Genomic DNA, 21,285 nt, shown 5'->3' with positions numbered 1-21,285 from the left:
GTGACGTGTCGTACGGGCGGCCGAGCAGGGCGACTGCCGTCAGGCGGCCGGGGCGTACGCCGGCAGCCTGCGCCGGGTGAGGGCCCAGTAGGCGAGCCCGGAGACGACCGACCCGAGGAGGGTGAGGTCGGCGCCGCCGAGCGGGGCCACCAGCGGCCCGGTCCACAGCTCGGAGTCGCAGGTCAGGGCGGCGAAGGCCATGCCGGCGAGCAGGGCGGCCATGCCGGCCGGGTGGTAGCCGGAGCGGTACCAGTAGGCGCCGGTGCCGCCCGCGTGCAGCGCGTCGGAGTCGTAGCGGCAGCGGCGCAGCAGCATGTCGGTGAGGAAGACCCCGCCCCAGGGGGCGAAGACGATGATCAGGAGGGAGAGGAAGGAGAGCAGGGAGGTGGTGAAGTCGGTGAGAAAGAGGGCGGCCAGCGAACCGACGGCGGTGACGGCAGCGCTGATGACGATGGCCCGGGCGCGGCTCCACGGGATGCCGAGGACCTGGAGGTTCAGGCTGGAGGAGTAGAGGGTGATGATCGAGTTGGTGACGGAGCCGCCGAGTACGAGGGCCAGGAACAGCGGCTGGAACCAGCCGGGCAGCAGGCTCTCGGCCCCCGCGACGGCGTCGGTCATGTCGGTCTGGGTGGCGGCTGCGACGCCGGCGACGCCGAGGGCCACGGAGGAGACGAAGCCGCCGAGGGCGCCCGTCCACGTGATGGACCGCAGCGAGGTGGTCCGGGGCAGGTAGCGGGTGTAGTCGGCGGGCATCGGCACGTACGAGAACGGTCCGGCGAACATGACCACGAAGGCGAGGCTCCAGCCGGACAGCCCGGGGGCGGTGGCCGCGGCGGCGGTGTCGGCGCCGGGCAGGACGAAGAGGAGCAGGACGCCGAAGCCGGCGGCGAGGACGTAGGCCATCCAGCGCTCGGCGAACTGCACGGTGGCGTGGCCCCACATGGCGACGGCGAAGGTCAGCGCCAGCGTGACGAGCAGCGCGACGGCGCGGCCGGCCGTGCCGCCCTGCCAGCCGATCTCGGCGAAGAAGACCTCCAGGGCGAGGGTGCCGACCACGGTGTTGACGATGGTGTAGCCGATGCTCACGACCCAGTTGAGGACGCCGGCGGGGAAGTTGCCGCGGACGCCGAAGGCGGCGCGGGAGATGACCAGGGTGGCGGTGCCGGTGCGGATGCCGCTGAGGCCGGCGGCGCTGATGGCGAAGAAGGACAGTCCGCCGATCACGACCACGGCGGTGGCCTGCCAGAAGGAGAGCCCGAAGGCGACGGCGAGGGCGCCGTTGATCACGTAGGTGAAGGTGAGGTTGGAGCCGAACCAGAGCCAGAAGAGGTCCTTGGCGCTGCCGTGGCGTTCGGCGTCGGGGATGGGATCGATGCCGTGCGTCTCGACCCGGAACACCTCGTCGACGTCGACTGTCTCCTGCTGCGCCATGCGCACCCCTGATCTTGAACGTCGTTCTAAGTTCTTGAATGGCATTCAAGATGAGGGCTGGACCTGGGCCCCGTCAAGACCCTGTCCGGGATAGGGTCGGCCCAGGAGGATCCGGAGGGCGGGAGCGGGAGCGGTGGCGGGAGCAGCACGGCGGCGCGACGGGCGGATCGCCCAGGAGCGGATGCTGGAGGAAGCCATGGCGGCGATCGCTGAGGACGGCCTCGCGGCGCTCACCATGTCGGCCCTGGCCGAGCGACTCGGCACCAGCGGCGGCCACATCCTGTACTACTTCGGCAGCAAGGACCGGCTCCTGCTGGAAGCCCTGCGCTGGAGCGAGGAGCAGCTCACCGGCGCACGCCGGGCCCTGCTGGAGCGCCGGGTGACGGCCGCGCGCAAGCTCGACCAGTACCTGGAGCTCTACCTCCCCGAGGGCCCGCGCGACCCGCGCTGGACGCTCTGGATCGAGCTGTGGGCCCGTACCGCCTCCAACGAGCCGCTGAAGGCGGCGCAGGAGGAGATCGACGAGAGCTGGCAGCAGGACCTGGAGGCACTCCTCACCAAGGGTGTGGAGCAGGGCCGCTTCGCACCGCTGGACGTGCCCGAACGGGCCTCGGAGCTGCTCGCCCTGCTGGACGGCCTGAGCACCCGGGTCGTCCTGGGCCAGCGCGGCGCGGACCGGGCCCGGGCCCTGCGGCAGGCCCGCTCGGCGGCGGCCCTGCTGATCCCGGCGGCCTAGGCGGCGCGTCCGACGCGTTCATTTCGCACCGGACCGGACCGCGGCCGGCTTTTTCCCGGTGCTTCAGTCCGACGCCTCAATTCGACGCGCAAAAGCGGAAGCATCCGTGCCGAAAAAGCCCTTTCCGGTCGGACCGAAGGGGGCCGTCACTCCCGTTCGCGCCTGTTCACGCCCGTTCACACCCCCAAGACCCCCTTCTTGACCTGGGCATATACCAGGGGACCACAGCCCGCCGCATCCTTGTGAAGGCTTTCACAATAATTTCGCACGAAGTGCGCCCTACCGCGCTCCTCCCCCAGCGAGCACAATCTCGGTGACGACCCGCACCGATCGTGAAGGAGGGAGCGCGTGCGCAATCAGGTGCGCACAGCGGACGGGCGCGCTCTGACCGTGGAGCGCTGGGGCGATCCCGACGGCAAGCCCGTCTTCCTGCTCCACGGAATGCCCGGCAGCCGCCTGGGCCCCGCCCCCCGGGGGATGGTCCTCTACCAACGCCGCATGCAGCTCATCGCCTACGACAGACCCGGCTACGGCGGCTCCGACCGCCATGTGGGCCGCACCGTCGCCGACGTGGCCCAGGACGTGGCCGCCGTCGCCGACGCCCTCGGCCTGGACACCTTCGCGGTGGCCGGCCGCTCCGGCGGCGCCGCCGGAGCCCTCGCCTGCGCCGCCCTGCTCCCGGACCGGGTCACCCGGACCGCGGCGATGGTCGGCCTGGCCCCCCGGGACGCGGAGGACCTGGACTGGTTCGCCGGGATGGCCGCGTCGAACGTCAGGGAGTACACCACCGCCAGCACCGACCCCGAGGAGCTGGCGGCCCGGCTGATCCCCCGCGCCGCCGGCATCCGCAAGGATCCCGGCCGGCTGCTGGACGAGTTGCGCCGGGAGCTCACCGACAACGACCGCATGATCGTCTCGGATGCGGGCCTGCGGTCGATGCTGCTGCGGAACTACCGTGAGGGGCTGCGCCATTCGGCGTACGGCTGGATCGACGACGTCCTCGCCTTCAGCCGCCCCTGGGGCTTCGACCCGGCCGGCATCCGCTGTCCCGTGCTGATCTGGCACGGGGAACTGGACGTGTTCTCCCCCGTGGGCCACTCCCGTTGGCTGGCCCGCCGCATCCCCGGGGCCACCACCGCCATCGAGCCGGCCGCCGCGCACTTCGCGGCCCTCCGCGCGCTGCCCGACGTACTCAACTGGCTGCTTCGCGACCTGCCCATCCCACCCCTCAGCGAACAGCAGCCCGCCTAGGCCGGTCCGGGCCGTCCGGGCGGCCGTCGGGGCCGGCGGGGCCGGCCCAGGCCGCCAGCACGCCGAGCACCTCGCCGATGCGCGCCCGGACCTCCGGGTCGGTGACCGTCCCGTCGGGGCCGGACATCGCCCCGGTCACCGGGATCCGTACGCAGGCCTCCTCCACCACCGTCGCGCCGGTGTAGCCGAGGACCGTGCGCAGCGTGGCCTCCGCGCCCCCGCCGCGGCCCGGGGCGGCCGCGTTCACCCAGCCCACGGGCTTGTCGCCGATCTCGGTACCGCCGACCGTCCAGTCCAGGAGGTTCTTGAACGATCCCGGCAGGGTCCCCGCGTACTCCGGGGCGCAGACCAGGATCGCGTCCGCCCCGGCGATCGCCGCACGCAGCCCGGCCACCGGGGCGGGCAACGGGTCCGTGTCGTCATCGGGGTTGAAGTGCGGCAGCGTCGCCAGGCCGTCGTAGCGGACGGTGCGCAGGCGGGAGGGCGTCTCGGCGGCGACGGCGCGGGCGGTGCGCAGCACGGCCTCGTTGGAGGAGCCGGCGCGCAGACTTCCGGACAGCAGGAGGATCAGGGGCGGCGTGGTCATCCGGCCAACCTACCGAGGCGGGTCCGCCCCGGTCGGCGCCGGGTGTCGGCGGCGCCCCCACGCCCCGGGCGGACCGGGATGCGTCCCCGGCCGGATCCCGGCCGGATCCGGGTCCGGATCCCGGTGCGGGGCCGCCGGTGGAAGAAAAGGATCTTGCCGTCCGGCGAACGGCCGAATAAGCCACGTCGAGAAATACCCCGGGCTTGCCATAGAACGGTTGACCAGGCGTCATGTCTCGGTTGCCAATGGTGTGTGGCCGAGTAAAGTCCACGCTTGACGGCAGCGCGTCGCTGTTGTCATTCACATGCCCATTCCACATGGCTTCCCCAAGGACGGTGTCGTGAACACTTCCGCAACCCCCGCGACCAGCACGGTCAAGGCCCGCCGGGTCCCACTCGGCAAGATCGACGTCCACACCGCGTCCGCGGCGGCGACCCTCGGCCGCGTACTGCCGGCTGAATCCGGTCGTCCGGTTCAGGCACCGATCTTCAACTCCGCGCTCTGACGCCGAAGTAAGCGCTCTAGACTGGTGGAATGACCGGCCTGATCGCATTTCGCGAGATCGTCCTGAAAGTTCACAGCAGATGCGATCTTGCGTGTGATCATTGCTATGTCTACGAACACGCAGATCAGAGCTGGCGAGCCCGGCCGAAAGTGATCTCCCCCGAGGTAATCTCGCAGACCGCGTCGCGGCTCGCCGAACATGCCCGTGACCATGCAATCCCCTCCGTCACGGTGATCCTCCATGGAGGGGAACCCCTGTTGGCGGGCACGGCCCGGCTCCGCCTCGTGTGCGAGGAGTTCAGCCGGGCGCTCACCGGAACCGCCGACCTCGACCTGCGGATCCATACCAACGGCCTCCAGCTCAGCACCCGTTACCTCGACCTCTTCGACGAGTTCGGCGTCCGGGTGGGCATCTCCCTCGACGGGGACCGCACCGCCAACGACCGCCATCGCCGTTTCGCGGACGGCCGTACGAGCCACCCGCTGGTCCTCGCGGCCGTCGCGCTGCTCCGTTCGGAGCCCTACCGCCACCTCTACCAGGGCCTGCTCTGCACCGTGGACGTGGCCAACGACCCGGTGGCCGTCCTGGACGCGCTCGTCGAACTCGAGCCGCCGCGCGTGGACTTCCTCCTTCCGCACGCCACCTGGGAGACCCCTCCGGTCCGCCCCGACGACGCCCCCGACGCGTACGCCCGCTGGCTCCTGCGGATCTTCGACCACTGGGAGCGCCTCGGCCGCCCGGTGCCCGTACGGCTCTTCGAGTCCCTGCTCTCCACCCTGCGCGGCGGCCCCAGCCTGACCGAGTCGCTCGGTCTCGCGCCCACGGACCTCGTCGTCGTCGAGACCGACGGGACCCTGGAGCAGGTGGACTCCCTCAAGAGCGCCTTCGAGGGGGCCGCGGCCACCGGGTTCAACGTCTTCGACCATGCGTTTGACCAGGTCGCGGCCCATCCCGGGGTACGTGCCCGGCAGCTGGGCCTCGCGGGCGTCAGCGACTCGTGCCGGCGCTGCCCCGTCGTACGTTCGTGCGGCGGCGGGCTGTACACCCACCGCTACCGCGAACGCAACGGCTTCGACAACCCCTCCGTCTACTGCACCGACCTGCGCGAGCTCGTGGACGGCGTCGAGGGCCGCACGGCCCTGCGCGAGAGCGCGCCGCAGCTGTCCGACCCGGCCGAACTCGCCCGTTCCCAGGAGGAGCTGACCCGGATCCTGCTGGCCCGGCTCCACGCGGACCTCGGCGCCGAGCCCGGCTGGGCGCGCGCCTGGGAGCTGCTGGCCGCCGTGGAGCAGGCCGGCGGGGCGGGCGCGGACGCGCTGGACGCCGTACTGGACCACCCCTTCACCCGGACCTGGGTGCTGGCGGCCCTGGACGCCGCCCGGGAGGGCCGCCAGGACGGGCCGGAGGCGGCACGCAGGCTGACCGCGCTGGCCGCCGCGGCCGTCCTGCGCGGCGGGCTGGACCTGCCGGCCGAGGTGGCCTACCGGGACGGGGAGGTGTACCTGCCGACGCTGGGGCTGCTGCGGCTCGGGGAGCCCGGCACGGAGGGCCGGGCCACGCTGCACGTCACCGACGAGGGGTACGCCGTACGGGACGGGCGCACCGAGCACCGCTTCGGGCCCGCCGCGGGGGACGCGCGCTGGCTGCCCGTACGCACCTGGTCGCCCGGGCCGGACGCGGCCCCGGTGGCGCTGGAGGACCTCGACCCGTACCGCAACTGCTTCCCCCGCCCGCCCCGGCTGCGGCTCGGCACGGGCGAGGCCGAGGAGTGGCGGGGCAGGCTGGACCGGGCGTGGGCGCTGCTGCACAAGGCGGTGCCCGGCTTCGCCCGGGCGGCGGCGACCGGGCTGACCACCCTGACCCCGCTGGCGGGCGGCCCGCGGGCCGGCGGTTGGGGCGAGGCGGGCCGGCACGGTCCGGGGGCGCTCGGGGTGCCGTACGCGGCGGGGGTGCGGGAGACCGCGCTCGCGCTGCTGACCGGGCGGCGGCGGACCCGGTTGCGGGCCCTGACCGAGGTGGCCGACCTGTACGCGCTGGACGGGGAGTGGCAGCACCCCTCGCCGTGGCGGGAGCGGCCGGTCCCGGTGTCGCGGCTGCTGGCCGACGTGCACGAGCGGGTGGCGGTGGAGGCGTACCGGCGGGCGACCGCGGCCCCCGAGCCGGGTGGCTCGGACCGCATCCACCGGGCCCTGGACCGGCTCTCGGAGGCGGCCGAGCTGACCGTCACCGGCAAGCGCCTCGTCGCGGAGCTCCGCTATGAACTGAAGGCGGTCGACGCGTGAGCGCCGGCACGAGCACCGGCGCCAGTACCAACACCGGCGCCGGCGCCGGCACGCTCCAGCTGGCCGTGCAGCTGCGGCTGCTCGGGGTCCGCCCCGGAATGCGGCTCATGGTCCACGCCGGTCTCGGCGGGACCGGGCTGCGCGCCGAGCGGCTGCGCGACGCCCTGACGGGGGTGCTCGGTCCGCGCGGCACCCTGGTGGTCCCCGCGTTCACTCCCGAGAACTCCAAGACCTCCAGTGCCCATCTGGAGCGGATCGCCGGTCTGGACGCGTCCGGGGTGCGGGCCTTCCGCGAGCGGATGCCCCCCTTCGATCCGGCGAGCAGCCCGAGCCAGGGCATGGGCGCGCTCGCGGAGGCCGTGCGCACCGCGCCGGGCGCCGCGCGCAGCGCCCACCCGCAGACTTCTTTCGCCGCCGTGGGCGCGGACGCGGAGCGGCTCTGTTCCGGGCATCGCATCGAAAGCCACCTGGGTGAGGAGTCACCGCTGGGAAAGCTGTGCTGGGAGGGCGGTCAGGTACTCATGATCAATGTGGGGTTTTCGGTCTGCACGGCTTTCCATCTCGCGGAGTACCGAATTCCGAAGCCCCCCTTGCGCATGTACGAGTGTGTGGTGAAGGTGAACCTTCCGGAGCGGCGAGGGGGTGGGCAGGAGGGGGCGTGGACCGCCTACGAGGACGTCGCGCTCGACGACGGGGATTTCGCGGAGATCGGCCGGACGTTTCCGGATTCCCGGGTCCGCAGGGGGCGGGTGGGAGGGGCGGCGACCATGCTCTTCTCCCTCCCGGATGCCGTCGACCACGCCCTTGACTGGATGACCGAAAACAGACGCTGATTGACTGAACGATGAGGGGATGTGGCGAAGCAGCTCCGGAATGATGTTTCTTCGCTCGCAGCTTCGGGACGGGGGGCGTGTTGCCCGCATCAGTGCACCCATATTTTTTTCTCAGTTATGCGCACACACCGAGATTCGGGGCCGGGGGGCCCGACCCCGACATGTGGGTGGAGCGTCTCTTCCGCGATCTCTGCGGCCACGTCATGGCGCTGACCGACCTGCCCGCCGGCGCCGAGGCCGGCTTCATGGACCGGGAGATACGCAGCGGCGAGGGCTGGTCGGAACGGCTCGGCGCGGCGCTCGCCACCTGCCGGGTCTTCGTCCCCCTGTTCTCGCCGCGGTACTTCGCCAGTGAGATGTGCGGGAAGGAATGGTTCGCGTTCGCGCACCGCGCGATCCAGCACGGCGCGGCGAGCAACGAGCGCGCCGAGGCCATCGTGCCCGCGTTGTGGGTGCCGGTCCCGCCCTCCCAACTGCCCGGTCCCGCCGAGCGGTTGCAGTTCAACCACAACACCTTCGGCGAGCGCTACGTCACCGACGGGCTGTACGGGCTGATCAAACTGCGCGGATACGCCGAGCAGTACGAGCGAGCCGTCTACGAACTGGCCCGGCGCATCGTCCGGGTCGCGGAGACCGTCCGTCTCGATCCCGTCCGCCCGATGGACTACCGGGTGGTGCCCAGCGCCTTCGGTCCCTCCGGCAGCGGCGGCGGTCCCGCCCGCACCCTCCACGTGACCGTGGCGGCCGGCTCCCGGCACGACCTCCCGGACGGCCGGAGCCCGGAGTACTACGGGGAGAGCGCGCTGGACTGGAATCCGTACCATCCGGTGTCCCAGCGGCCGATCGCGTACGTCGCCGAGGACGTGATCAAGAACCTCAACTACCAGACCACCATGTCCTCCTTCGACGACGAGGCCGGTCACTTCGACAGCAAGCAGCCGCCGACCCGGCCGGAGATCCTCATCGTCGACCGCTGGGTGGTGGAGGACGAGCACCGCCGCCAGCGCCTGGCCGCCTTCGACCAGGAGTCCCGCCCGTGGATCAACGTGGTCGTGCCGTGGAACCGCTACGACCACCAGAGCCGGGCGAAGGAGAGCGAGCTGGCCCGGCGGCTGGAGGAGACCCTGCCCGTCAAGATGGGCCAGGGCCGGGCCGCCTGCCGGGCCGCCGCCAACGGCGTGGCCAACATGGAGACCCTCGGACAGATCCTGCCCCAGGTGGTCGAGGCCGCCGCCCAGCAGTTCCTCAGACACGCCCAGGTCTACCTGCCGGCCGGCAACACCCACACCGAACGCCCTCGGCTGATCGGGCCCATGGGGATGGGCGAGCCGCCCGCGCCGCCGCCGGCTCCCTTCCCGCCCGATGCCTACGACGCGTACGACGCCCACATCGACGGCAACGACAGCAACGACACCGACCGGGGGGACGCGGATGACAGCGAGTCGTGACAGCAGGGACACCCGTGACGGACGCATCGTCACCTTCTACTCGTACAAGGGCGGCACGGGCCGCACCATGGCGCTCGCCAACACCGCCTGGATCCTCGCGGCCAACGGCAAGCGGGTCCTCGCCGTGGACTGGGACCTGGAGGCCCCGGGCCTGCACCGCTTCTTCCACCCCTTCCTGGACCCCTCCACGCTCGGGGCCACCACCGGGGTCATCGACCTGATCAGCGAATACGCCTGGGCCGCGACCAGCCCGGTGCAGCGCGCCGACGACTGGCACAGGGACTACGCGCGGATCCAGCCGCACGCCGTCTCGCTCACCCCAGAGACCCTCGGCTGGGAGTTCCCGGACGGCGGCACCCTCGACTTCGTCTCCGCGGGCCGGCAGAACCGCGAGTACTCCGCGACCGTCTCCACCTTCGACTGGGACAACTTCTACGACCGCCTCGGCGGCGGCCTCTTCTTCGACGCCTTACGCGCCGACATGAAGGAGAACTACGACTACGTCCTGATCGACAGCCGCACCGGGCTGTCCGACATCGCGGACATCTGCACGGTGCACCTCCCGGACGTCCTCGTCGACTGCTTCACCCTCTCCGACCAGTCCATCGACGGCGCGGCGTCCGTGGCCCGCCAGATCGACGAGCGGTTCAACGACCGCGGCATCAAGATCTACCCCGTTCCGATGCGCATCGACGAGGGCGAGAAGGAGAAGGCCGACGCGGGGCGGGCGCTGGCCCGGATCAAGTTCGACCGGTTCCCGGGCGGTCTCGTCGGGGACGAGCTGACCTCCTACTGGGGGGCGGTGGAGATCCCGTACCGGCCCTACTACGCCTACGAGGAGACCCTGGCCACCTTCGGCGACGAGGCCGGGCTCACCAACTCCCTGCTCTCCGCCTTCGAGCGGCTCACCACGGTGGTCACCGAGGGCGAGATCACCTCCATGCCGGTCATCGGCGAGGAGGTCCGCCTGCGGATCAGGGACGCCTTCACCCGGCGCCGGCCGGCCCTGCCCGCCGACCTGTTCCTCTCCTACGTCGCCGAGAACCGGATGTGGGCCGACTGGATCGAGTCGGTGCTCACCCGGGCCGGCTTCCGGGTCGTGCCCAAGGACGTCTCCGCGGAGCGGGCCCCGGTGACCGCCGGCTCCGGGGACACCCTCGGTGGCGGGACGGGCATCAGCATCGACACCGCCGCCCGGACCGTGGTGCTGCTGTCCACGGCCTACCTGAAGTCCGCGCGGGCCGTGGACGTGTGGGAGCGGGCGGCCGCCGAGGACCCGACGGGGGGCCGGCGCCAGCTGGTCCCGCTGAGGGTGGGCGACGTACGGCTCTCCACGCCCTACATCGACCGCAACCCGGTGGACCTCTTCCGGCTCGACGAGGTGCACGCGACCACCGCCCTGCTGCGGGCGGTGGAACGGCCCATGGCCCTGCCCGACAGCGTCAACAGCGCCTCCCAGCCCGGCCCCCGCTTCCCGGGGACCGTCCCGAAGATCTGGAACGCGCCGCCCCGCAATCCCGGTTTCACCGGGCGCAGCATCGTGCTGGAGCGGATGCGCGACCAGCTCGGCGGCGGCATGGCCGTGGTGTTGCCCCAGCCGCAGACCCTGTTCGGGCTCGGCGGCGTCGGCAAGACCCAGGTGGCGCTGGAGTACGTGCACCGCTTCATGGCCGACTACGACCTGGTGTGGTGGATCTCCTCGGAGCAGACCGACGACGTGGTCGCGGCCCTCGCCGAGCTGGCCGTCCGCCTCGGTGCGCAGACCGGCGAGGACATGGCGGCCGCCTCCCAGGAGGCGATCGACCTGCTGCGGCGCGGGGTGCCCTCCTCGCGCTGGCTGCTCGTCTTCGACAACGCCGACGATCCCGAGACGCTCAAGCGGTTCTTCCCGCCGGGCGGCCCGGGCCACGTGCTGGTGACCTCCCGCAACCAGTCCTGGTCGCAGTACGGCGACGCGCTCCCGGTGGACGTGTTCCTGCGCGAGGAGTCCATCGAGCACCTCCAGCGGCGGGCCCCGGGGCTCAGCAAGGACGACGCCGAGCAGGTCGCGGTGGCGGTGGGCGACCTGCCGCTGGCGGTCGAGCAGGCGGGGGCCTGGATCGCGGAGACCGCGACCCCGGTGGCCGCGTACATCGAGCAGCTGGCCCAGCAGGCCGCGAGCGTGCTGGCCCTGAACCAGCCGCCCGGCTATCCGGAGCCGGTGGCCGCCACCTGGAACATCTCCATAGAGCGGCTGCAGTCCCGCTCCCCGGCGGCGGTCCGGCTGCTCCAGCTGTGCGCGTTCCTCGCGCCCGAGCCGATCTCCGCGAACCTGCTCTACAGCAAGGAGATGATCGACGCCCTCAAGCCCTACGACTCCTCGCTCCAGGAGAAGCTGGTGCTCGGCCGGGTGATCCGGGAGATCGGCCGGTTCGCGCTGGCCAAGGTCGACCAGGTCAGCAACAGCATCCAGGTGCACCGGCTGGTGCAGGCGGTGATCCGGGCCCAGCTGACCGAGGAGGAACAGCGGGAGGCCCGGCACGCCGTCCACCGGATCCTGGCCGGCGCGCGGCCGGACGACGACGAGCCGATCGACAACCCGGAGACCTGGCCGCGGTTCAACACCATCTGGTCGCACCTGACCCCGTCCGAGGCCCGGTACTGCAAGGAGCCGGAGACCCGCCGGCTGCTGATCGACCGCGTCCGCTACCTGTGGAAGCGCGGCGACTTCAAGGCCGCCTACCAGCTCGGCGAGGAACTGCGGGAAGCCTGGAAGGAGATGCTGGGCAACGACGACCTGCAGTACCTGTACCTGCGCTTCCACCTGTCGAACATCCTGCGTTCGCAGGGGCGGTTCGTGGAGGCGAAGGAGCTGGACGAGGTCACGCTGGAGCGCCAGCGGGCGGTGCTGGGCCCCTCGCACCCGCACACGTACATGACCATGAGCGGTCTCGCCAACACCCTGGGCGCGCTCGGCGACTACGCGCAGGCGATGGAGCTGGCGACCGACGCCCACGAGGGCTTCAGCCAGATCTTCCACGAGGCGCACCCGCGCACGCTGGCCGCCGCGAACAACCTGGCCCTGAACCTGCGGCTGGTCGGCCAGTACACCAGAGCCCGCGAGATCGACCAGGAGGTGCACGACCTGCGCACGGAGGTACTCGGCCCGGAGCACCCGTACACCCTGTCCTCCGCGCAGAACCTCGCGCGCGACCTGCGCGAGGTGGGCCGGTACGAGGACTCGGTGCAGTTGCTCAGCCGGACCTACGAGACCTACAAGCGGACGCTGGGGCGGGCCTTCCCCGGCACCCTGGCGGCGGCGAAGAACCTCGCGGTGTCGCTGCGCCGTGCGGGGCAGCTGGAGGACGCGCTGCGGCTGACCACGGCCACCCGGGCCCGCTACCGGGCCAAGTACACCGCGGTCAACCCGGACCTGCTGTCCTGCGAGCTGAACCTGGCCTCGGACCTCTTCGCGACCGGGGACCCGGGCGGGGCGCGGGACCTGGCGCAGGAGGTGGTGGACGAGTACATGAAGGTGCCGGGCGAGCGGCATCCGTACACCCTGGCGGCCGTCAACAACCTGGCGGTCTTCCACTGGGGCACGGGCGCGGCGGAGACGGCGGAGACGATGCTGCGGCAGACGATCCGGCTGATGCGGGACGTCCTCGGCGACAACCACCCGCACACGGTCTTCGCCCATCTCAACCTGGCCAACACCCGGGCCGATCTGGGCGATCCGGAGGGCGCCCTGGAGCTGGAGCGGCTCGCGGTGATGCGGCTGCGCGAGGCGCTCGGCGGGCACCATCCCGAGACCCTGGCGGCCGGCTCCAACATGGCGGTCAGCCTGGACTCGCTGGGCCGCAAGGAGGAGGCGGCCCGGTTGCGGGCGGAGGCGGTGGCCGAGCTGAGCCGGCTCCTCGGCGAGGACCACAGCCTGACCCGGTACGCCCGTGACGAGCGGCGGATCCACCGCGATCTGGAGCCTCTCGCCGTGTGATTCCACGGAGGGTGGCGGGGGCCCCGCGACCGCGGGCCTCCCGCCGCCCGCCACCCGACAGCAGGGGGGCGCTGTGACCGACAGCATGACTTTCCGAAACGAGGACCTGCCGGCCCTCTTCCACCACACCGACCAGGCGGCGATCTCCCGGCAGCGGGAGTCCACCCAGGCCACGCGCGCCCAGCTGGTGCTGCTCGTGGCCGCCGCGGGGGCCGCGGCCCTGCCCTCGGGGCCGAAGCTGGGCTCGTCGTACCTGTTCGGGCTGATGAGCGTGCTCGCGTACGCGGGGGTGCTGGGCGTGGGCATGCGGGCGACCCGGCGCCGGGCCCGCCCGCAGTGGCAGCTCAACCGCAGTGCGGCGGAGTTCATCAAGTCCCTGGCCTGGCGTTACGCCGTGCACGGGGCGCCGTTCGGCAGCGAGGTCGCCGCTCCCGAGGCGACGTACCGGACCAGGCTGGAGGCGGGCCTGGCCGAGCTGCGCAAGATGGGCTGGGACGATCCGCGGACCGCCGGGACCGTACCGGAGGGCGGGGAGATCACCGGCGCGATGCAGCGGCTGCGCGGGATGGACTACCAGGTGCGGCGGGAGACGTACGTCCGGGACCGGCTGATCGAGCAGCGCAACTGGTACCGGCGGCGCACGGAGGTGTCCCGGCGGGCGACGAACCTGTGGTCGTGGACGATCGTGCTGCTGACCTGTCTGGCCCTGCTGGTCGCGCTGCTGGGGGCGTTCGGGTCGGGGCCGGGGCCGAGGCTGACCGCGCTGCTGAGCGCGGCGGCGGCGGCCGGCATCGCCTGGAACGAGGTGCGCCGCCACCATCCGCTGATCGAGGCGCACACCCTGATCGAGCAGGACCTGGCGGCGATGATGGTCGTGATGCAGACGACGATCACCGAGTCCCAGTGGCCTTCGTCGGTGTACGAGACCGAGCGGTACGTCTCCCCGCAGCACACCGACTGGCTGGCGCGGCACAGTAGTTGATCCCGGTGGGGGGCGTGTCGGCGGGGGCGTGGCTCAGTCCCTGGACACGCCCTCGCACCAGATGACGGTGACCGGTTTGCCGAGCGCCCGCGCGTAGGCGACGATCTCGCCGGTGCCGCCGTGGCCGCGGGCGGGCTGCCCGTCCCAGACGGCGACGAGGCGGTCGCAGGAGTCGGCGATGTAGGTGCCGGCGGCGTAGTAGGCCTCGTCCGTGGAGCGGGCGAAGTCCAGCCGGATCTCCTGCGTGGCGCGGCGCTTGAGCCGCCGGTAGCGGGCCAGGGCCTCGGCGCCCTCGAAGCCGTCCTCGTAGTCCCCGCTGGGGATCACCACGGTCAGTCCCGCGCCGCATTCGAGCGCGATGGCGGCGAACATCTGGTCCGCCCCCTCGGCGAGGCTGGAGAGCGCCTCCAACGGCCCTTCGTGGGCGCCCAGTACGGCCCGCAGACCGTTCTCCACATGGCCGAGCAGCGCATCCGGAATGGACCGGTGCCCGGTCACGCCGATTCGTTTCATGCAGAAACCTGCCTCCCCCGCGGACACGCACGCCTGGACATCCTCCCAGAAGGCGGGAGGACGTCCAGGGGTGCGACGGGGGCGCGTGGGGCACCGTCAGTAGACGCTGACCCCGTAGGCGTTGAGGGCCTCGACCACGGGCTGGAAGAAGGTCGTGCCGCCCGAGGAGCAGTTGCCGCTGCCGCCGGAGGTGAGGCCGACGGCGCGGGTGCCCGAGTAGAGCGGGCCGCCGCTGTCGCCGGGCTCGGCGCAGACGTTGGTGCGGATCATGCCGTAGACGATGTCGCCGCCGCCGTAGTTCACGGTGGCGTTGAGGCCGGTGACCTGGCCGCTGTGGATGCCGGTGGTGGAGCCGCGGCGGGTCACGGACATGTTGACCGTGGCGTTCACGGCGCTGGTGATGTCCTGGCTGCCGACGGTCCCCGGGGGGACCGGCGTGTTGCTCGCGTACTTGATGAGTCCGTAGTCGTTGGTGGGGAAGCTGGAACCGGTGGTGGTGCCCAGCACGGTGGTGCGGGCCGAGTTGGTCCACCACGTGCCGGCGCCGTCGGTGCAGTGCCCGGCGGTCAGGGCGTAGTAGGTGCTGCCGCTGCGCACGTTGAAGCCGAGGGAGCAGCGCCAGCTGTTGGCGTAGATCGCGTCGCCGCCGGAGACCAGCTTGGTGAGCTTGCCGGGGGTGCGCTCGATGCGCAGCGCCCCGGCGTCCGCTCCGGCCTCGCGCTTGATTCTGGCGATGGCGGCGGCGGAGACGGTGGAGTCGGCGGTGACCACGAGGGTGCCGGTGGCGGGGTCGGTGTGCCAGGCGGTGCCTCCGACGTTGGCGCGCAGCACGGATGCGCTGGCCGACGCGAGCCGGTCGGCGCTGAAGCCGCCGCCGTCCCGGGGGTCCGCGGTCGCCGCCGTGGGGACGGCGAACGCTGCGACGGCGGCCAGGCCGGTGGCCGCCGCGAGCAGCCTGGTACGGGTCATGCGCTTGATCCTCACTTCTCGTCCTCCTGGAGAGGGTCGGGGGCCGGCGGATGTGGGGGTGCCTGAGCCCGTGAGGCGCAGCCGGGGGCACGGCGGGTGCACAGGGTTTGGCCGTGTCCCTGACAAGCGCTGTCGGGAGTGTCCTGTCGTCGGATACCGGTCGCAAGAGCGGCTTTCAGCCTCCGCCCGCCCGCCGCCGCCTCGAAGGGCAGCCGGTTCCCGGGCGACGGGGAGGGACGGACGGAGCGGTCCGCGAGGGCGCGGAGAAGGAGCGGAGATCGGTGGAAATCCACGGCGGTCGCCGCGCCCGCGTCCGGTATGCGCGGCCGCGGGGAGCGGGGGCGGCAGCCGGAGCGCCCGCCGGTGGCGGTGAGCGCCCCACCGCCGTCGCTCGTGCGTCGGCGCCCCGGAACGGCCGGAATTCGACCTTCCGGGTTGTCGGCGAGCCGGGGGTCCCCACCGGACCGATGAGGGGGGAGGGTGTCCGTCGGCGCGCGGGAGCCGCAGGGGGCGGACACGCCCGCCGCCCCGCGCTCGCGCCGTGTCCGCCGGGCGGGCTGCGGATCGTCTGCGTCGTCACTCATCCCGCTCACCCCTTCCACGCGGGTCCGGACGGGAATCCCCCCGTACGCCGTCCGGACCTGTGAAAGCTGAAAGGGCCTCAGCAGCCGTCGCAGGGACAGCAGCAGCAGTCACCGCATCCGCAGTCGCCGCAGCAGTCACAGCCGTCGCAGCAGTCGCCGGCGTCGCACCACGGGTCCCGCCTCTCCCGCGACCACGGGCCCTCGTGCTCGGTGCAGCACATCTGGCAGGTGCAGAACAGCCCGATGGCCACCGCGCAGCCCGCCAGCAGCCCGCGGCGCGGCCGCTGCGGGGGCAGCCCGCCGCCACCGCCGCCGCCGGGCCCCATGGGCGGAGGCATGCCCGGCCCACCCGGCGCCTGGGGTGCGTTCGGGGCGTAGGGGTTGCCACCGTAGGGATTCCCGCCGTACGGATTGCCGCCGTACGGATTCGCGCCGTACGGGCTCCCCACCGCGGGGCCGCCCGCGTACGGGTTGCCGCCCTGCCCGGTGGAGGCGGTCGCCGTGTGGCCGCAGGCACTCGTCCCGAAGGCCCGGTCCACCGAGGTGCGCAGCTCGTGCACGAGCAGCCGGTGGGCGAGGCCCGCGTCCGCGAACTCCACCTCGCCCAGCGCGAGCCGGATGCCGTGCAGGGCGTCGTCGCAGAGCCGCCGGGCCTCGGCGAGCGGGGTACCGGTGGCGGTGAGCGGGTTCCAGGCGCCCGCGGCGGCGTCCGCGCCCTGGTCCTCCACGGCGTCCAGCAGGTGGGCGAGCCGGCCGAAGTAGCGGCCCGCCTCGGCCAGCGCGGGGGCGTTGCCTGGCCGTCCGGCCAGCTGCGCGGTATGGGCGAAGGCGGCGGCCGTCGCGGTCTCCGTCGGCTCGGTCACCACGAGCACGGGCGTGCCGGGGCCCGCCAGCGTCTCGATGCCCGTCTGCCGGTCCACCGCGTCGACGAGCACCGCCGTGTCGAAGCCGAGCGAGGCCCCGGTACGGGCGCCGGCCCGGTCCCAGCCGCGGGCCACCCGGCGCGCGGCCGCGGCCACGGGCGCGCGCGCCAACAGCCCGTCCCGGTCCGCCACGTGGTCGCGCACCTTCGCGGAGGCGAGCACGAGCGAGACGGCGGCCGCGAGCCGCGCACCCTCGCCCTGGGCGACCGAGGCGGTGCGCATCCCGCGCAGCGGGCAGGGCCCCGCGGTGCGCCGGGCGCCGGGCGCGGGACCCGACTGAGCCTCCGTCAGAACGGAGACGAGCAAACCGTCGTAGTTGGTGACGATCCGGGCGAACTGTCCGTGGTCTCCCCGAAGTGCCAGACACAGCCCGCACAGATGGGCCATCCACTCCGCTCTGAACCGCTCCCCCAGCCGGTGCGTGCAAGGTCTGACGATGCCGAACAAGCTGCTTCCCCCGTGTGTCGTACGCCTTCCTGCCGGGCATCGTAGCGATCCGATTCGTTCACTCGAACGTCCCCATCGCTCACCCGCACGGCGGCAGTGGTCGTATTTTCACTCAGTCAGCAGTGGTAGCCACCAGGATCCTTGACCGTGCAACGGATGTTCTGCACCAGTACCGTCACGAAACCTCTGCGCGGCGGCTATCCACTTGGCGCGTTGTCAGCATCATGGACGAGCATAGGGGCAGCGGAGAGAAGACAGACTGACCGCGGTGAAAGGAGGCAGTCCATGGGTTCGGTGCGCAAGGCGAGTGCCTGGCTGGGTCTCGTGGAGGACAGCGACGACGATCGCTACTACGACGACGACTACGCGGAGGCCGCCCAGGGTTCGGTGGCCGGCCCCGGCGAACAGTGGGTCACCGACCCGCGGGTGCGGGTCGCCTCCGAGTCGGCCGTGGAGCACGGCCGTCGGATCGCGACGGTCACCCCCGACGGCTTCCGTGACGCGCGTGGCATCGGAGAGCTGTTCCGCGACGGGGTCCCGGTGATCGTGAACCTGTCGTCGATGGACCCGGGCGACGCGAAGCGCGTGGTCGACTTCGCGGCCGGCCTGACGTTCGGGCTGCGCGGTTCGATCGAGCGGGTGGCGACCAGGGTCTTCCTGCTGACCCCGGCCGACACCCAGATCGTGAGCGGCGAGCCCGGCGGCCGCTCGCGCGACTTCTTCAACCAGAGCTGAGCCTGGGGGTCCCTCCCAGCGGTGGCGGGGGGATCCTCAGCGGAAGGCGTCGAGACCGGTGAGTGCCTTGCCCAGCACCAGCTGGTGCATCTCCACGGTGCCCTCGTAGGTGAGGACCGATTCGAGGTTCGTGGCGTGCCGCATGACGGGGTATTCGAGCGAGATCCCGTTGGCACCGAGGATCGTCCGCGCGGTACGGCAGATGTCGATGGCCTCGCGGACGTTGTTGAGCTTGCCGAAGCTGATCTGCTCCGGCCGAAGGGTGCCCGCGTCCATCCGCCGGCCCAAGTGGTGGGCGAGCAGGATGCCCTTGTGGAGTTCGAGGGCCATGTCCGCCAGTTTGGCCTGGGTGAGCTGGAAGCCGCCGATCGGCCTGCCGAACTGCTCGCGCGTCCTCGCGTAGTCGAGCGCCGCCTCGAAGCTGGCGCGCGCCGCGCCCATGGACCCCCAGATGATCCCGTACCGCGCGTGGCTGAGACAGCCGAGCGGACCCTTGAGCCCGGTGACGAGCGGCAGCACCGCATCGGCGGGCAGCCTCACGTCGTCCATGACGAGCTCGCTGGTCACGCTGGCCCGCAGGGACCACTTGTGCTTGATCTCCGGCGCGGAGAACCCCGCCGTGTCCGTCGGGACGGCGAACCCGCGGATCCCCTCGTCGGTCTGCGCCCACACCACGGCCACGGCGGCCACCGACCCGTTGGTGATCCACATCTTGCGGCCGTTCAGCACCCAGTCCGTGCCGTCGCGCTTGGCGTACGTACGCATCGCGGCCGGGTCCGAACCCACGTCGGGCTCGGTCAGCCCGAAGCAGCCGATCAGCTCGCCGGCAGCCATGCCGGGCAGCCAGCGCTGCTTCTGCTCCTCGGAGCCGTACTTCCAGATCGCGTACATGGCGAGCGAACCCTGCACCGAGACGAGCGAGCGGATCCCGGAGTCGGCGGCCTCCAGCTCCAGGCAGGCGAGGCCGTACTGCACGGCGCTGGCCCCGGCGCACCCGTAGCCCTGGAGGGACATCCCGAGCGCCCCGATGGCACCGAGCTCGCGAGCCAGCTCCCGGATACCGGGCAGCTCACCGTCCTCGTACCACTGGGCGATGTCCGGCAGCACCCGGTCGGCGGCCCAACTGCGAACGGTGTCCCGGACGGCGAGGTCCTCGGGTCCGAGGAGCTCGTCGAGCCCGAGCGGATCATGGGGCAGGAACGCGGACACGGGGCCTCCCGGCAGCCTTGACGAAGAAACTGGCACGCAAGTTCTTGCGCCCGGCCGACGCTATTGGCCCCCGCCGCCCAAATCCAGCCCCGCCGGCGTTCCAGGCGCGAGGGCCCGGGGGCAGGGCCCCCGCGTCGGCGATCAGCCGGCGTGCTCGACCGACGGCGCCCCGCACGGCTCACCGCTCGCCTGCGCGGGCAACCGCACACCCTCCCCCGCACCCCCACCCTCGGCGGCCCCGCACTCCATGACCCGCGGCAGCCTCAACGCCATCGCGGCCCCCGCGAGCAGCAGCCCCGCGCTCACCACGAGAGTGACGTGCAGCCCGTGCACGAACGAGTGCCGCGCCGCCGCGTACAGCGAGGCCCCCGCCGGTCCCCCGAGGTGCGCGGCGATCTGGTACGCCTGGCCGAGAGAGTTCGCCGCGCCCGCCGAGTCCGCCGCGGACACCCCCGGCACCCCCACCAGCCCCGGCCGGTACGCCGCGTTCATCACGCTGCCCAGCAGCGCGATGCCGATGCCCGCGCCCAGCTGGTACGAGGTCTCGCCGATCGAGGCCGCGCCGCCCGCGGTGGCCACCGGGGCCTCGCTCAGCATCGACTCGTAGGCGGCGAACAGCGTGGTCTGGAGTCCGAAGCCGAGCAGGATGAAGCCGGCGGTCAGCAGCATCGGGCGGTCCTGCTGGCCCATCAGCGTCAGCAGCAGCACGGCGAAGGCCGTCAGGAGGAAGCCGAGCGAGACCATCGTGCGCGGCCCGACCCGGCCCAGCGTGTACGACCCGGTGGCGCCCGCGGCCATGGCGGCGAAGGTCAGCGGCAGCAGCCGCAGGCCCGTCTCCAGCGGGCTGAGCTCCAGCACCAGCTGGAGGTACTGGACGGCGATCAGTTCCAGGCCGACCAGCGCCAGCATGGCGAGCACGATGCAGGCCACCGAGGTGGAGAAGGCCGGGCGGGAGAACATCCGCATGTCGATCAGCGGGTGCGTGCGCCGCTTCTGCCGCCGGACGAACAGGACGAGCAGCACCGCGCCGAGCAGCAGCGGGACCACGGCCTGTGCGTCGAGGAGGTGGCGTTCGGCGCCGAGCCGCTTGATGCCGAGCACCGAGCCGAGGACGCCGGCGGCGGCCATCAGCGCGCCGAGCACGTCCCACGGCCCGTCGGCGGAGCCGCGCGACTCGGGCAGCAGCCAGCGTCCGAGCGGCAGGATCAGCGCCATCAGCGGGATGTTGATGAGGAAGACCGAGCCCCACCAGAAGTGCTGGACGAGGAAGCCGCCGAGCACCGGCCCGCTCGCGGCGCCGACCGCGGCGACGGCGGTCCAGATGCCGATGGCGAGCGCCCGCTCGCGCCGGTCGGGGAAGACCTGGCGCAGGATCGAGAGGGTGGCGGGCATGATCATCGCGCCGCCGATGCCGAGCAGGGCGCGCGCGGCGATGAGCACCTGGGCGTTGTCGGCGAGGGCCGCTATCGCGGAGGCGACGCCGAAGAGTCCGTAGCCGAGGAGGAGGACGCGGCGGCGGCCGACCCGGTCACCGAGGGTGCCGAAGAGGATGAGCAGCGAGGCGCAGACCAGCGGATAGGCGTCGACGATCCAGAGGAGTTCGATCGAGCCGGGGCGCAGGTCCTCGGTGACGGAGGGGACGGCGACGTGCAGGATGGTCGCGTCGAGTGCGACGAGGACCAGGCTGACGCAGAGAACCGCCAGGACGACCCAGCGGTTGGCTCCGCCGGAGGCCGCGCTGAGCCGCTGCCAGGGGGAAGGGGTCCTGGCCCCGGCCGCGTTCGTCCCCGACATGCATGTACCTCCCAGGTGATCCCTCGCGCTCGGCGGACCAGCGTCTTGTGGAGCCACGGGGGGTGGTGCGCTGTGCGGCGT

At 72.4% G+C, this 21,285-nt stretch carries 16 protein-coding genes; 9 read left to right on the top strand and 7 right to left on the bottom strand.

The features are described from left to right. Window positions 1–39: 39 nt before the first annotated feature. Window positions 40–1,431: a purine-cytosine permease family protein gene (locus tag ACFYP3_RS27400; RefSeq protein ID WP_388837758.1), complete on the bottom strand. Its 1,392-nt coding sequence runs from the start codon at window positions 1,429–1,431 to the stop codon at window positions 40–42. Window positions 1,432–1,564: 133 nt separating this feature from the next. Here ACFYP3_RS27400 and ACFYP3_RS27395 point away from each other — a divergent pair, with 133 nt between their 5' ends. Next, a complete protein-coding gene (locus tag ACFYP3_RS27395) occupies window positions 1,565–2,167 on the top strand; it encodes a TetR/AcrR family transcriptional regulator (protein WP_388837755.1) in 603 nt (200 codons plus the stop codon). 348 nt (window positions 2,168–2,515) lie between these two features. Further along, window positions 2,516–3,418, top strand: a complete 903-nt coding sequence (locus ACFYP3_RS27390) for an alpha/beta fold hydrolase (protein WP_388837752.1) — start codon at window positions 2,516–2,518, stop codon at window positions 3,416–3,418. On the opposite strand, the gene ACFYP3_RS27385 is transcribed toward ACFYP3_RS27390, so the two are convergent. Beyond that, a complete protein-coding gene (locus ACFYP3_RS27385) occupies window positions 3,396–4,004 on the bottom strand; it encodes an NADPH-dependent FMN reductase (protein ID WP_388837749.1) in 609 nt (202 codons plus the stop codon). The genes ACFYP3_RS27390 and ACFYP3_RS27385 overlap by 23 nt on opposite strands. Window positions 4,005–4,344: 340 nt before the next feature. Here ACFYP3_RS27385 and fxsA point away from each other — a divergent pair, with 340 nt between their 5' ends. From fxsA to ACFYP3_RS27355, 6 genes are all read left to right on the top strand, one after another. Continuing rightward, on the top strand, window positions 4,345–4,509 hold the full coding sequence (fxsA, locus tag ACFYP3_RS27380) for an FxSxx-COOH cyclophane-containing RiPP peptide (protein WP_362814863.1): 165 nt from the start codon (window positions 4,345–4,347) through the stop codon (window positions 4,507–4,509). 29 nt (window positions 4,510–4,538) lie between these two features. Continuing rightward, a complete protein-coding gene (gene fxsBH, locus ACFYP3_RS27375; RefSeq protein WP_388837746.1) occupies window positions 4,539–6,791 on the top strand; it encodes a radical SAM/SPASM protein FxsBH, inactivated beta-hydroxylase extension form in 2,253 nt (750 codons plus the stop codon). 98 nt (window positions 6,792–6,889) lie between these two features. Next, window positions 6,890–7,624: an aminoglycoside N(3)-acetyltransferase gene (locus ACFYP3_RS27370; RefSeq protein WP_388837792.1), complete on the top strand. Its 735-nt coding sequence runs from the start codon at window positions 6,890–6,892 to the stop codon at window positions 7,622–7,624. A gap of 77 nt (window positions 7,625–7,701) precedes the next feature. After that, window positions 7,702–9,072, top strand: coding sequence for a TIR-like protein FxsC (locus tag ACFYP3_RS27365; protein WP_388837743.1), 1,371 nt, complete (start codon window positions 7,702–7,704; stop codon window positions 9,070–9,072). Continuing rightward, window positions 9,056–13,048, top strand: a complete 3,993-nt coding sequence (gene fxsT, locus ACFYP3_RS27360; protein ID WP_388837739.1) for an FxSxx-COOH system tetratricopeptide repeat protein — start codon at window positions 9,056–9,058, stop codon at window positions 13,046–13,048. Before ACFYP3_RS27365 ends, fxsT begins: the two co-directional genes overlap by 17 nt. Window positions 13,049–13,133: 85 nt before the next feature. Further along, the gene (locus ACFYP3_RS27355) at window positions 13,134–14,030 is read left to right on the top strand and encodes a DUF4231 domain-containing protein (RefSeq protein ID WP_388837736.1); all 897 of its coding nucleotides are present in this window, start codon (window positions 13,134–13,136) and stop codon (window positions 14,028–14,030) included. Between the two features lie 33 nt (window positions 14,031–14,063). On the opposite strand, the gene ACFYP3_RS27350 is transcribed toward ACFYP3_RS27355, so the two are convergent. The 3 genes from ACFYP3_RS27350 to ACFYP3_RS27340 all read right to left on the bottom strand — a co-directional run bounded on the left by ACFYP3_RS27350 (window position 14,064) and on the right by ACFYP3_RS27340 (window position 17,466). Continuing rightward, complete coding sequence (locus ACFYP3_RS27350) at window positions 14,064–14,543, bottom strand: hypothetical protein (protein WP_388837733.1); 480 nt, start codon at window positions 14,541–14,543, stop codon at window positions 14,064–14,066. Between the two features lie 96 nt (window positions 14,544–14,639). Further along, window positions 14,640–15,527, bottom strand: coding sequence for a S1 family peptidase (locus tag ACFYP3_RS27345; protein WP_388837730.1), 888 nt, complete (start codon window positions 15,525–15,527; stop codon window positions 14,640–14,642). A gap of 646 nt (window positions 15,528–16,173) precedes the next feature. Further along, on the bottom strand, window positions 16,174–17,466 hold the full coding sequence (locus ACFYP3_RS27340; protein WP_388837728.1) for a DUF5685 family protein: 1,293 nt from the start codon (window positions 17,464–17,466) through the stop codon (window positions 16,174–16,176). A 285-nt stretch (window positions 17,467–17,751) separates the two neighbouring features. Here ACFYP3_RS27340 and ACFYP3_RS27335 point away from each other — a divergent pair, with 285 nt between their 5' ends. Then, window positions 17,752–18,201, top strand: coding sequence for a cell division protein SepF (locus ACFYP3_RS27335; RefSeq protein ID WP_388837725.1), 450 nt, complete (start codon window positions 17,752–17,754; stop codon window positions 18,199–18,201). Between the two features lie 36 nt (window positions 18,202–18,237). Here ACFYP3_RS27335 and ACFYP3_RS27330 read toward each other — a convergent pair whose 3' ends face one another. After that, window positions 18,238–19,410: an acyl-CoA dehydrogenase family protein gene (locus ACFYP3_RS27330; protein ID WP_388837722.1), complete on the bottom strand. Its 1,173-nt coding sequence runs from the start codon at window positions 19,408–19,410 to the stop codon at window positions 18,238–18,240. A gap of 141 nt (window positions 19,411–19,551) precedes the next feature. Further along, window positions 19,552–21,204, bottom strand: coding sequence for an MFS transporter (locus ACFYP3_RS27325; protein ID WP_388837719.1), 1,653 nt, complete (start codon window positions 21,202–21,204; stop codon window positions 19,552–19,554). Window positions 21,205–21,285: the final 81 nt, after the last annotated feature.

The organism is Streptomyces sp. NPDC005533, assembly GCF_042871845.1.
GTDB lineage: Bacteria > Actinomycetota > Actinomycetes > Streptomycetales > Streptomycetaceae > Streptomyces.
The sequence above is the reverse complement of the archived record's forward strand: the minus strand, read 5'-3'. Positions and strand labels throughout refer to the sequence as shown.